8 protein-coding genes are annotated in these 14009 nt (G+C 41.3%); 6 read left to right on the top strand and 2 right to left on the bottom strand.

Features of this window, described 5'->3' with window-relative positions:
* The first annotated feature begins 38 nt into the window (after window positions 1-38).
* From rpoB to E4O01_RS09050, 6 genes are all read left to right on the top strand, one after another.
* On the top strand, window positions 39-3542 hold the full coding sequence (rpoB, locus tag E4O01_RS09075) for a DNA-directed RNA polymerase subunit beta (RefSeq protein WP_253691866.1): 3504 nt from the start codon (window positions 39-41) through the stop codon (window positions 3540-3542).
* 25 nt (window positions 3543-3567) lie between these two features.
* Window positions 3568-7842 carry a DNA-directed RNA polymerase subunit beta' gene (rpoC, locus tag E4O01_RS09070; protein WP_253691865.1) on the top strand — a complete coding sequence of 1425 codons (4275 nt, stop codon included), beginning with the start codon at window positions 3568-3570 and terminating at the stop codon, window positions 7840-7842.
* Between the two features lie 489 nt (window positions 7843-8331).
* Window positions 8332-8577, top strand: a complete 246-nt coding sequence (locus E4O01_RS09065; RefSeq protein WP_253691864.1) for a DUF2281 domain-containing protein — start codon at window positions 8332-8334, stop codon at window positions 8575-8577.
* Window positions 8574-9041 (top strand): GNAT family N-acetyltransferase, encoded by a 468-nt coding sequence (locus tag E4O01_RS09060; RefSeq protein WP_253691862.1) that lies wholly within the window; start codon window positions 8574-8576, stop codon window positions 9039-9041. The genes E4O01_RS09065 and E4O01_RS09060 overlap by 4 nt, the downstream gene beginning before the upstream one ends.
* A 70-nt stretch (window positions 9042-9111) precedes the next feature.
* Window positions 9112-9777, top strand: a complete 666-nt coding sequence (locus tag E4O01_RS09055; protein WP_253691860.1) for a DUF4272 domain-containing protein — start codon at window positions 9112-9114, stop codon at window positions 9775-9777.
* A gap of 14 nt (window positions 9778-9791) precedes the next feature.
* Entirely contained in the window at window positions 9792-12239 is a 2448-nt protein-coding gene (locus E4O01_RS09050; RefSeq protein WP_253691858.1) for a glycogen/starch/alpha-glucan phosphorylase, read from the top strand.
* Between the two features lie 84 nt (window positions 12240-12323).
* Here the strand turns inward: E4O01_RS09050 and E4O01_RS09045 are convergent, their stop codons facing one another.
* Together E4O01_RS09045 and E4O01_RS09040 are read right to left on the bottom strand one after the other, a co-directional pair.
* On the bottom strand, window positions 12324-13301 hold the full coding sequence (locus E4O01_RS09045) for a dipeptidase (protein ID WP_253691857.1): 978 nt from the start codon (window positions 13299-13301) through the stop codon (window positions 12324-12326).
* Window positions 13302-14000, bottom strand: coding sequence for a hypothetical protein (locus E4O01_RS09040; protein WP_253691855.1), 699 nt, complete (start codon window positions 13998-14000; stop codon window positions 13302-13304).
* Window positions 14001-14009 lie beyond the last annotated feature (9 nt).

Raw genomic sequence — 14009 nt, 5'->3', positions numbered from 1 at the left:
AGTCTTTTTGTGATTAAATATAAACTTGGGGGTAAGGGATGTTTGCAAGAGGTCAAAAAATAGATCGAAGGTATTATGGTAAGGATGTTCCGAATTTTATGGAGCTTCCAAACCTCATCGATATTCAGATTCAATCTTACAATAAATTTTTAAACAAAGACAAAAAGACAGATGAGACCGAGATTGAGGGCTTAGAATCGGTATTCCATACGACTTTTCCTATCGAAAGTATAAACGAAGACATGGCTTTGCAATATCTATCTTATTCTCTCGACTATGACAGCATCAAATTTTCAGAAATTGAATGCAAACAAAAGGGGCTTACTTATTCTGTTCCCTTAAAAGCCGAAATAGACTTGTTCTTCAAAGAAACCAAAGAAATACGCCGCAAAAATATCTACATGGGCGATATTCCTCTGATGACGGAAAGAGGAACCTTTATTATAAACGGAGCGGAACGGGTTGTGGTTTCTCAGATTCACCGTTCTCCCGGCGTTATTTTTTCACACGAAAAGGGCGTTTATTCAAGCCGAATTATTCCCTACCGCGGAACGTGGCTGGAATTTGAAATAGACCAGAAAAAAGAGCTTATTTATGCAAAGCTTGACAGTAAAAAGCGAATTTTGGGTACGATTTTTTTACGTGCTTTAGGATATGACACAAGAGAAAAAATTATCGACCTTTTTTATAAAACAAAAACAGCAAAAATATCTGCCGACAGGGCTGAATATGAAGAGTTAATCGGTCAGGTTCTGGCTCGTGATGTTTTTGTAAAGGGTGAAGACGGCGAAAAGCGCAAAATGCATCAAGCCGGCGAAAAGATTCATCCGCACAATATAGACGATTTAATTCAAAACGACGTTAAAAAGATTACAATAATCGACTTCAAGGCAAAAGATTCTTTGGATTCTCAGATTATCATCAACTGTTTTGAAAGGGAAGAAATCAAATATACTCCGGATCCGGCAGTAAATGATGAGCCGACCGTTGAAGATGCTTTAAATGCGGTTTACAGCGTTATCCGTCCGGGCGATCCTATAACTTACGAAAATGCAAAAGAAGACCTTCACAATATGTTCTTTACAGCCAGAAGGTACGATATAGGTAAGGTCGGCAGATATAAGTTAAACAAAAAATTTGACTATAAGGATGAGGTTCAAGGTACAACCTTAATCGAAGAAGATATATTTAAAACTATGAAGCTTTTGATCAAGGTTTATATCGGTGAAGAAAATATCGACGATATCGACCACCTAGGCAACAGACGAATCCGCTCGGTCGGCGAAATTATGACCGACGTTCTTAAAAAAGCCTTCTCCAGAATGGAACGCATTGCACGCGACAGGATGAGCTCCAAAGAGATGGATACCATTAAGCCTCAAGATTTAATTTCGATTAAGCCCATCGTTGCAGCCATAAAAGAATTCTTCGGTGCAAGCCAGTTATCCCAGTTTATGGATCAGGTAAACCCCTTGGCCGAGCTTACTCATAAGCGCCGTCTTAACGCCCTAGGCCCCGGCGGTCTTTCACGCGACAGGGCAGGCTTTGAAGTTCGTGAAGTTCACTATACCCACTACGGAAGAATGTGTCCGATTGAAACCCCTGAAGGTCCGAACATCGGTCTAATCGTTTCTATGGCAAACTATGCCCGCGTAAACGAATACGGCTTTTTGGAAGCTCCATATGTAAAGGTTGTAAACGGTGTTGCCACACGCGAAATCGAATACTTATCCGCGATGGATGAAGACAAGTACTTTATCGGTCAGGTTTCTTCCGCCATTGGAAAAGACGGAAAGATTAATACTGATCAGGTTTCATGCCGAAGGCTTGGCGACTATACTTCAAGAAGCCCTAAAGATATTCAGTACATGGACGTTTCGCCCAAACAGATTATATCAGTTTCGGCTTCTTTAATTCCCTTCCTTGAGCACGACGATGCTAACCGTGCCCTCATGGGCTCCAACATGCAGCGTCAGGCCGTTCCTCTTGTTTTCCCTGAGCCTCCGCGTGTCGGAACAGGTATGGAAAAAAAGTGTGCCTATGATTCGGGTGTTTTAATCAAGGCAAAGAGGGCAGGAAAGGTTGAGTACGTTTCTTCCGATACGATTATCATAGCCCCTGAAAAGGGAAAAAATAAGGAAGATAAGGACGAATACACCTTATTAAAATATCAAAGAACAAACCAGGAAACCTGCTACCATCAGCGCCCAATCGTCAATGTAGGAGACACGGTTAAAGAAGGTCAGCCCATAGCCGACGGCCCTGCAACCTACAACGGGGAATTGGCTTTAGGCCGAAACATTCTTGTAGGCTTCGTACCTTGGAACGGTTATAACTATGAAGACGCTATCTTAATTTCACGCAGGGTCGTAAAAGAAGATATGTTTACTTCTATCCATATAAAAGAACTTTCAACCGATGTCCGCGAAACAAAGCTGGGTGCCGAAAAGATGACCTGCGATATTCCGAACAAGTCCGAAAAGAGCTTGGACGACCTCGACAGCGAAGGTATTATCCGCATAGGTTCTAAGGTAAAGCCCGGTGACATTCTTGTCGGAAAGGTTACTCCTAAGAGTGAAAGCGATACAACCCCCGAATTTAAGCTTCTTAACTCAATCTTCGGTGAGAAGGCTAAGGAAGTTAGGGATACGTCCTTGCGTGTTCCCCACGGAACCGAGGGTACGGTTATAGATGTTCAGCGCTTAAAGCGGGATCAGGGAGATGACTTGAGCCCCGGTGTAGATGAGGTTGTAAAGGTCTTAATCGCAACAAAACGAAAACTCCGCGAGGGAGACAAGATGGCAGGACGCCACGGAAACAAGGGTCTTGTTTCAAGAATACTCCCCGAAGAGGATATGCCCTACCTCGAAGACGGAACGCCTCTCGATATTTGTCTAAACCCCTTGGGTGTTCCTTCACGAATGAACATCGGGCAGATTTTGGAATCGGAATTGGGTCTTGCCGGATTAAAGTTGAATGAATGGTATGAATCGCCGGTTTTTGAGTCTCCCAGCACCGAACAGATTGAAGCAAAACTTAAAGAAGCTGGCTATCCTACAAACTCGAAGGTAAAGCTCCGCGACGGTTTAACGGGCCGCCTCTTTGAAAACGAGGTCTTTGTCGGCGTTATCTACTTCTTAAAACTGGCCCACCTTGTAGACGACAAGATGCATGCCCGCTCCACAGGTCCTTATTCTCTAGTTACCCAGCAGCCCTTGGGCGGAAAGGCCCAGTTCGGAGGTCAGCGTTTGGGAGAAATGGAAGTTTGGGCTCTTGAAGCTTATGGGGCAGCCAACACCTTGCAGGAACTTATCACAATCAAGTCCGATGATATGCACGGACGCTCCAAGATATACGAATCAATCGTTAAGGGAGAGCCTTCAAGCTCTGCAGGAATCCCCGAATCCTTTAACGTATTGGTACAAGAATTAAGAGGTTTAGCTCTCGATTTTACAATTTATGATGCAAAAGGACAGCAGATTCCTTTAACAGAAAGGGATGAAGAGCTAATCAAACGCGAAAAAACAAGTACTAACTTTTAATGGAAGTTAAGGAGAGGGAAAGATTATGAGAGATATACAGGATTTTGACAGCTTGATGATAAGGCTTGCTTCACCCGACACTATAAGGGCTTGGTCCTATGGGGAAGTAAAAAAGCCTGAAACAATCAATTACCGAACCTTGCGCCCGGAGAGGGACGGTTTGTTTTGCGAAAGAATATTCGGAACCACAAAAGAATGGGAATGCTTTTGCGGAAAATTTAAATCTATCCGTTACAAGGGCGTTATATGCGACCGCTGCGGTGTTGAGGTTACTCACTTTAAAGTCCGCCGTGAGCGCATGGGCCACATAGAACTGGCAGCTCCGGTTTCTCACATTTGGTATTACAGATCCGTTCCGAGCCGAATGGGACTCCTCCTCAACTTACAGGTTGCAGCCCTAAGGTCGGTTTTATACTACGAAAAATACATAGTTATCGATGCAAACGATACCGACTTGGAACCCATGCAGCTTTTAACCGAGGATGAGTACAGGGATGCTCACGAGCGTTACGGAGCCGCATTTACGGCAGGTATGGGAGCGGGGGCTATTAAGACCCTTCTTCAAAATATAAATTTGGATGAACTTGCAGCTCAACTGCGTGCAAAGATGATTGAAAAGGGTGCAAAAAGCGACCAACGCCTTTTGCGCCGAATCGAAATAGTCGAGAATTTCAGATCTTCAGGAAACAAACCCGAATGGATGATTCTTGATGTTATTCCGGTTATTCCTCCCGATTTGCGCCCCATGGTTCAGCTTGACGGAGGCCGCTTTGCAACATCCGACTTAAACGACTTATATCGAAGGGTAATCCACAGAAACAGCCGCTTGAGTAAGCTCATGGAGTTAAAGGCTCCCGATATCATTATCAGAAACGAAAAAAGGATGCTTCAAGAAGCCGTTGATGCTCTCTTCGATAACTCAAAACGCAAAAAGGCTATTAAGGGAGCTTCAAACCGCCCCTTAAAGTCCATTTCGGATCTTTTAAAGGGAAAGCAGGGCCGATTCCGCCAAAACCTCTTAGGTAAGCGTGTTGACTACTCAGGCCGATCGGTTATTGTTGTAGGCCCCGAGCTCAAACTTTGGCAGTGCGGTCTACCCACGAAGATGGCATTGGAACTTTTTAAGCCCTTTATAATGAAAAAACTTGTTCAAAAAGAAGTTGTTTCTAATATTAAAAAGGCTAAACTCCTTGTAGAACAGGAAGCTGCCGAGGTTTTTGCAGTCCTTGACGAGGTTGTAAGCGAGCACCCCGTTCTTTTAAACCGTGCTCCGACCCTCCACCGCTTGGGTATTCAAGCCTTTGAACCTGTTTTGGTAGAAGGAAAGGCTATACGCCTCCATCCTCTTGTATGTAAGGCCTTTAACGCCGACTTTGACGGCGACCAGATGGCTATTCACGTTCCGCTGACACAGGCCGCCCAGATGGAGTGCTGGACCTTGATGCTTTCAGCCCGAAACCTCCTCGACCCTGCAAACGGAAAAACAATCGTTTTCCCGACACAGGACATGGTTTTAGGTCTTTACTATCTTACAAAGGAAAGAGCCTTGCCTGAGGGTAAGAAGGAACGCCGATATTCTTCGGTTGCAGAAGTTTTGATGGCTGCGGAAGGTCATGCCGTAGGCTGGCAGGAACCTGTTTTAATCGACTATGAAACAGAACCGGGCAAAATTGAAAAAGTAAGAACTACACCGGGAAGAATTCTATTTAATGAAGAAATGCCTGAAGGTGTTCCGTTTACAAATCATGCTTTAAACGATAAAAAAATACGAAAACTTATAGAAGATGTATTTAAGGATAAGGGCCCGTGGCTGGCTGTTCAGCTTTTGGACAAGCTCAAGGCTGTCGGTTATAAGTATGCTACATATTTCGGTGCAACTTTGAGTATGGAAGACATGATTATTCCGCCTGAAAAGGCCGGAATGCTTGAAAAGGCCAACAGGGAAGTTTTGGAAATCTACAACCAATACAAGGGCGGTCATATTACTCAAGAAGAGCGCTATAACCGTGTAGTTGACGTTTGGCAGAAAACAAACTCCAACCTTAAAGAAATTCTTATGAACCGTCTGCAAGAAGATAAGGGCGGCTTTAACACCATCCACATGATGTCTACATCAGGTGCCCGAGGTAATAAGGATCAGATAAATCAGCTCGCAGGTATGCGCGGTCTTATGTCCAAGCCTACAGGCGACATCATCGAGCTTCCGATTAGATCGAACTTTAAAGAAGGCTTAAACGTTATGGAATTCTTTATTTCGACCAACGGTGCGCGAAAAGGTTTGACCGACACGGCTCTTAAAACTTCGGACGCAGGTTATTTGACGCGCCGTCTTGTAGATATCGCTCAAAACGTAGTTGTCAATGAAGAAGATTGCGGTACCATCAACGGAATCGAATATGCCGCAATCAAACGAGGAGACGAAATCCGCGAGTCTTTGAGCGAGCGCATTGCCGGAAAATACACCTTGGAAAGAGTTATTCATCCCATTACGGGAGAGCTTCTTATCGATGTAAACGAGTATATCACCGATGAGACAGCTAAAAAGATAGAAGAAGCCGGTGTTGAAACCGTTAAACTCCGCACCGTTTTAACTTGCGAATCCAAGCACGGAGTCTGCGTTAAGTGCTACGGCCGTGACTTGGCCAGAAACCGAATTGTCCGAATAGGGGAGGCTGTAGGTATTATCGCAGCCCAGTCCATCGGTCAGCCCGGTACCCAGCTTACGATGCGTACCTTCCATGAGGGCGGTACCGCTTCTAAAAACGTTGAAGAGAACAGGGTTGTGTTTAATGACTATTCTATCATCGTTAGAGGCATAAAGGGTTCTTACGTAACGCTTAAAAACGGTAATTTCCTATTTACAAGAAAAGGAGAGTTTACTTTCTGTAAGGTTTTAAATGAATACGCCTTGAAAAAAGGTGAAACTCCTATCGTAAGTACCGGAACAAGGGTTGTAAAGGGTAATCCTCTTTATACTTTAAAGAACGGAAAAGAAGTGCTTTCCGAAGATATAGCTATTGCCGAAGTAAGAGATAATATCATCTATCTTACAGGTCAAGAGCAGACAATAGAGATAAGAAACGGTTCAGAGGTTGTTGTAAAAGAAAATGAGGTTATCAAGGCCGGTGAAACTGTCGGTACTTTTGACCCCTTTGCCGATCCTATTTTGGCAGAATATGACGGCTTTGTCCGTTTTGAAGATATTCTTCCCGGTACAACCCTAAAAGAAGAAGCCGACGAAGAAACAGGCGTTGTCGAAAAACGAATAAGCGATGCTCATTTCGACAAGATGCAGCCTCGTATCTTTATTTCGGACGAATCGGGTAACCCAATCGGTGAAGATTCTTACTTCCTCCCCGGAGGAGCCCAGCTCTTGGTTGAAGAAGGTCAGGAAATTAAAGCCGGTGCAATTCTTGCAAAGATAGCAAAAGAGTCGGTAAAGACAAAGGATATTACCGGAGGTCTTCCGCGAGTTTCAGAACTCCTTGAAGCTCGAAGGCCTAAGTCTCCTGCCGTTCTTGCCGCAATTGCAGGTGTTGTTACCATCAAAAAGGGCTTACTCAAGGGCAAGAGAACTATTATGATCCGCGACGAATACGGCCATGATGTAAAGCACCTTGTTCCTATAGGAAAACGGATGCTTGTCCGCGACGGCGATACGGTAAAAGCCGGAGAACCCTTGTGCGACGGCAGTTTTGATCCGCACGATATTTTAAATATCCTCGGAGAAAATGCCCTTCAAAACTATTTGATGAAGGAAATCAAGGAAGTTTACGATGCTCAGGGCGTTACCATCAACGATAAACACGTGGGTATAATCGTCCGTCAGATGCTCCGAAAGGTAAAGATTGTTTCGGTTGGAGATACCAAGTTTATCTTTGACCAGCAGATAGATAAGTACCGATTCCATGAAGAAAATAAGAGGGTTAAGGAAGAAGGCGGTCAGCCTGCTGTTGCTCGTCCTATGTTCCAAGGAATTACAAAGGCTGCCTTAAATATCGACTCCTTTATTTCGGCCGCTTCTTTCCAAGAGACCACAAAGGTTCTTACAAATGCCGCTATTGCAGGCTCCTCCGATGAGCTTCGCGGCTTAAAGGAAAACGTAATTATCGGTCACCTTATTCCTGCAGGAACCGGTATGAAGCAGTACCGCGACATTAAGCTTTTCGATAAGAATAAGAGCGACCTGGATATTCAGATGAACGAGATCCTCGAACGCCGAAGACTTGAAGCCGAAGCTGCTCAAGCTCTCGAAGAACAAGAACTTATCGAAGAAGAAAACTTTTTGGATGATATCTAAAATCTAGGGGGAGAGACAACCCCGTTCAGAGCAGAGTTTTCTCTCCCCCTATAACCCCCTCTCTTTCTCGCGCTGCCAAAGGGCTCGCTGCCCTTTGGAATCCCGCAAATTACCATAGAATTTGGATAGCTCTTTAGTTGAGATTGAAACAAAAGGATTTGGCTTCATCCTTTTGAAAATTCACTTATTTTAAAAAAAATATAACTTTTTTTACAATTTTACTATCTATATAAAAACAATCTCTATAATAATTATGAAAGAGGAATTTTTTCTCTCCTTTTTAAATAATTTTTATGGAGGTTGATATGACGCAACCGTTTAAAATTACTCTCTGCGTTTGTATTGAACTTAAAGTTTTGCCCAGGGCCTATATCCGTGGGAAGACATTGACATTATGATTAAGCGGAAAGACTTGATTTTATTAAAATATGTTAAATTTAGATACAAAAATTTATATTTGTGTTATAATAATTTAGTGGAGGTATGTTTATGTCTTATGAACAGTATTCTCAGTTAGAAACACAGGTTTTAGAAATACCTTATGAACAGAAACTTCAGCTTCTTTATATAATCGCAGATAGTTTAAAAAATACGGCAATGAGTAAGAAAAATAATTTAAAGGATAAGAAGCCAAAACGCAGACTTGGGATTTTGAAAGGTAAAATTTGGATGGCTCCGGATTTTGATGATACTCCTCCCTGTTTTGAGGAGTATATGTTAGGGATGAAACTATGAATTTAAGTTTTAGGCTGTCAAAAGATTCTGAGAAGATTGCATTAATGAATAAGGACGTGCATGAACTTCATTATAGATTGTATCCTGAGTATTTTAAACCTTTTTCATATGATTCAACGGTAGAGTTTTTAAAAAACCGATTACAAGAAGAAAATTGGTTTTGCTGTATTGTTTCTTGTGACGGAAAAGATGCCGGTTATGCCTTATTTTATATCCGGGATTATCAGGAAAATCCTGTTAGGAAGGCTTATAGGGGAATACATATCGAGCAAATCGGAATAGCTCCCGAATACAGACGAAAAGGCCTCGGCAAGGCTCTTATGGCAGAAATCGAAAAAATTGCCGTTCAAGAAGGAGCCTCACAAATAGAGTTGACTCATTGGGAACTCAACGAGGAAGCAAAGTTTTTCTATAAAAATATCGGTTTTGATACTTGTCTAAGATTTGTGGTTAAAAAACTGTAAAGTACTCAATTAATAAAAGGCTTGATTTTATTAAAAAAAAGACATACAATAAATGTAATGAGGTTATTTTATGTGTATTGATCCCGAACTGCGTAGAGAAAAATCTAATGCAAAGATAAAGGGTATGGGGATAGCTTGTTTTGAAGCCTTGCCTCGCTTGCCCTCATCTAAAGAGGTTAAATTAAAATCCTTAGATAAGATATGCGAAAGAGCTATAGCTTCTCTTTTGTCTATTCAGCTGGCAGAAGATATTTGTAATGAACAAGACTATGAAGAGTCAAAAGAATTATTTTCTATTCTTTTAGAAAAATACGGCGTTCAAAATCTTTTATTGGAAAAAGAAAAGCGCCTTTTTGACGGTACTTATACCGAACAGGACGCAGTTGATGTGGGTTGGACTTATGAAGCTTACTGGGCGCTTTTATGGGCCTTGGGGCTGGTTGAAGACATTTCCTATCCTAATGATATTTGTGATGTACAAAAAGCCATAACAACAGTGGGCGATAGAGAAACCAAAAAGGAATTTAAGGCTCTTTGTAAGCTGCGCGATATTGAAGAAATATTGGACATGCTCGATCTTCATTATAGATACCACTGGGCAACGGAAGAAAAAAGATTAAATCCTAAAACGGAAATAAAAGATTTGAATCCCGAAGTTTTAATGGAAAGAAGGCGCGGGCTTGAATGGCTTATTTCTGATGAAGAAGATTGGTATGAAATTTCTATGGATACATAAAAGGAGGTAAGAGCTTGGTTATTTCAAAAGAAGAAGTAAAGGATTCCGTAATAAGGCGCTTAAAAAGGAATTTCAGTAAAAGCCTTGATAAGGCTACCCGCCGTGAGATTTATGATGCCGTAGCCAGCACGGTTATGGAGCTAATTCAATCCAACTGGATTAAAACTATGAATGCTCAAGAGAAAACCGGAGTAAGGAGGATGTATTATCTTTCAGCCGAGTTCTTGATGGGCAGGGCACTAATCAATAATATAAACAATATGGGTATCCGAAAAACCATTGAAGAGATAACCGAAGAAATCTCCGAACCTCTTTCGATAATCGAAGATGAAGAGCCTGATGCCGGTTTGGGAAACGGAGGCTTGGGAAGACTTGCTGCCTGTTTTTTGGACTCCCTTGCAACCCTTGATTATCCCGGACACGGATACGGCATCCGCTATAAGTACGGAATGTTCGAACAAAAAATCGAAAACGGCTATCAGGTTGAGTATCCCGACCGCTGGCTTTTTGCCCGCGACCCTTGGGAAGTCCGCCGCTCCGATTTGAGTGTCAAGGTTTACTTTGGGGGCACTCCTTCGTCCCGAACATCCGAAAGCGGTAAGCTCTATTACGATATAAACGGGGCGGAAGAAATTATTGCAACCCCCTACGATATGCCGATTGTCGGTTACGGTACTGATACGGTAAACACTTTGCGCCTTTGGGAAGCTTCTTCCGATGACGGCTTTGACCTTCCTCTTTTTAACAGCATGGAGTATAATCGAGCCTTTCAAAAACAGATAGATGCAGAAAGCATCTCTTGTATTCTGTATCCTAATGATTCAGGCCCGCCCGGAATGAACTTGCGGTTAAAGCAGCAATACTTTTTTACTTCCGCAAGCTTGCAGGATATTGTCCGCTCTTTTATATACCGTGAAGGTACCGATTTTGCCAAGCTTCCCGACTATGTCGTAATCCAGCTAAACGATACCCATCCTGTTGTGGGAATCCCTGAGCTCATGCGTATTTTGATGGACGATTATCATCTTGAATGGGATGCCGCCTGGGATATTACAAAGAGGGTTTTTGCTTACACTAATCACACTATTCTTGCTGAGGCCTTGGAAAAATGGCCCATAGATGTTTTTCAAAAACTCTTGCCGAGGGTTTATCAAATCGTTGAAGAAATAAACAGGCGCTTTTTGGCAAAGCTTTACGAAAAATATCCCGGTGACTGGAAAAAACACAACAGTATGGCAATCATGGCCGACGGTAAGATTCACATGGCCCGTCTTGCTATAGTAGGAACCTTTTCGGTAAACGGAGTTGCAGCTCTTCACACTGAGATTTTAAAGCACAAAGAGCTTGCCGATTTTTATGACCTCTATCCTCACAAGTTTAACAATAAAACCAACGGAGTAACTCAGAGGCGCTGGCTTTTGACCGCCAACCCCTTGCTTTCCGAATTTATAACAAAGTACATAGGTTCAGGCTGGATAACTAATCTGGAAGAGTTAAAAAAACTTGAAGCCTTTATAGATGATGAAGAGTTTTTGGAAGGTTTTATTGAGGTAAAGCATAAAAACAAGATACGCCTTGCCGAATATCTTGAAAAAACTCAAGGCATTTTTATAAATCCTGAGTCTATTTACGATGTTCAAATTAAACGCCTCCACGAATATAAAAGGCAGTTATTGAACATTCTTCATATAATGACTCTTTATAACAGAATTATAAATGACCCTTCTTATGATCCCATCCCCCGAACCTTTATCTTCGGGGCAAAGGCTGCAGCAGCCTATAGGCGTGCAAAGGAGATAATAAAGCTCATCAATACTGTTGCGGACAGAATAAACAATGACCACCGGGTTGCAGGTAAATTGAGGGTTGTCTTTATCGAAAATTACCGTGTTTCCGCCGCAGAAAAAATCTTCCCTGCTGCCGACATTTCGGAGCAAATTTCTACTGCCGGAAAAGAAGCTTCAGGTACGGGCAACATGAAGTTTATGATTAACGGGGCAGTAACCATCGGTACCCTTGACGGGGCAAATATCGAAATTGTCGAAGAGGCCGGGGCCGAAAACGAATTTATCTTCGGACTTAAAGCTGAAGAGATTTTAAAGATGGATAAGGAAAATACCTATAATCCGAGGGAATATCTTGCCGCAAATCCCGAGCTTGAAAAGGCTGTAAATCAGCTTGTTGACGGAACCTATACCTTGCCGGGAGAGCAAACCTTTAGAGGACTTTATGACTCTCTTATTTACGGTGTTGAAGGACAGCGGCCCGATACCTATTATATTCTTGCCGATTTTAAGAGTTATCAAAAAGCCCACGAACAGATTATAAGCGATTATTATCACCGCCATGCTTGGGCAAAAAAATGTATCTTGAACATAGCCAGATCCGGAAAGTTCAGTTCGGATAGGACTATTCAAAACTATGTTGATGAAATTTGGAGGCTTGAGAAAGTAAATGTTTAAAATATAAAATGTTTTTAATAAAGAAGCGTCCGTTTAAAATAAACGGACGCTTTTAATTTTTTTAAATGAATTTAATGTATAGCTCTATTTAAGAACATCTTTTAAAAATCTTTCAGCATTTTTATATGCCATTTTTTCGATTTCATCTTCCGTCCATCCGTCTTTTTTTAGAGCATCAAAAAGAAGATAATACTTATCGCAACTGTTTATTTCCAGATTGCCGAAAACTCCGTCAAAGTCTGAACCAAGTGCGAGAACTTCTACTCCGCCTACATTTTTTTGATGGTTTAGATGTTTAACCATTAAGCTTACTGTACTGTCCTTACAGGTTATATCTTCATTTAAAAATTCCGGTCCTAAATTGAGACCCATGATTCCGCCCTTATTCGCCAACACCTTTATCATATCGTCGGTCATGTTTCTTGTATGGGGGCTTAACATGCGCGAATTTGAATGGGATGCGGTGAAAGGTTTTTTTGAGTGTTTGGCTACATCATAAAAACCTCCATCAGAAAGATGACTTACATCAATTATGACTCCCAATTCGTTCATACGCCCTATGAGATCAATTCCAAAGGGTTTTAAACCGCGATTCATGATTTCGGGATCTTTTGAATTGGGAAATCCTATGCAGTTCTCGTCATTCCATGTTAAGGTTATTAGTCTAATACCTTTTTCATAGAAATGATCAAGGCGTTTTAAATCACCGTTTACGGCTCTTCCGTCTTCAAGGGTTAAAAATGCAGATATTATGTTTTGACTTTTATTTTTTAAAAATTCATTATAAGATGTACATATTTTTACATAATCAACTTTTTCTATACCTCTTTTTATCTGAGACAGTAAACTTTCAATGTATTCATCATCTGAAATTACGGGTCTTTTTAAAAAATCAAATATAGATTCGGTTAACATAAAAATAGCAAAAAACTGTGCAAATGCTCCTGATTTTTTTAACCTTTCAAAATCTACGGAAAAAGATTTATTGGAAACAACTGTTTCTCCTTCTTCTTCTTTCCATGTCATCATAAGAGTGTCACAATGCAGATCGATATAGTTCATTTACTCCGCCTTTTTATTTTTCTCAATTTTGTGAAATATGTAGCCGTATATGATAGTTCCGGCGATAACTATTGCTAATTTAAAAGTTCCTATTCCGGGTATCAATCTTACCAGATAGTATGTAATAACTGTTGGAATAAAATATTTGACGGCTCTTTTTGGTTGTCCTCTAAACCGCATTACAATTACCGACCCAAATAAAGAAGGTAAAACATATTTAAAAGATTTAAGCACTACTTGCGGAAAAATAGCGAGAAGATTTTGTCCTATAATAACTACAATCAGCAAAATACACAGATTTACAAATACGGAAGCTGCAACTGCAATGATAGTTGCTATATTACCGCGAGGTTCAGTTACATCTGTTTTAAGTGCATTTTGAATTGAAAGAGCTACCGGTACCCTCATGTTTGAAACATTTCCTGCAAAGTAGCCCATGTAAGTTCCTGCACTGCCAAGTACCGGAAAATAACTCATAGGTTCAGTCAACCACATTCCTATACCGAATGATGATATGGCAATAGTTACACTTGCAAAAGCTGAGGCACTTTCAGTCCAGCCTTTTATAAAATACATATATCCTATGGGCAAAAATGAAAGTATAAGTGCTATCAGCATTGAAATCCTTCCCCATCTGTGAATATCGGTGATAAATTTGTTTTCGTAATCAGTAACCATTAAATCATTAGTGTTTTCCATAAAGCTTCT

This window comes from Treponema sp. OMZ 790 (assembly GCF_024181285.1).
GTDB lineage: Bacteria > Spirochaetota > Spirochaetia > Treponematales > Treponemataceae > Treponema_B.
The sequence above is the reverse complement of the archived record's forward strand: the minus strand, read 5'-3'. Positions and strand labels throughout refer to the sequence as shown.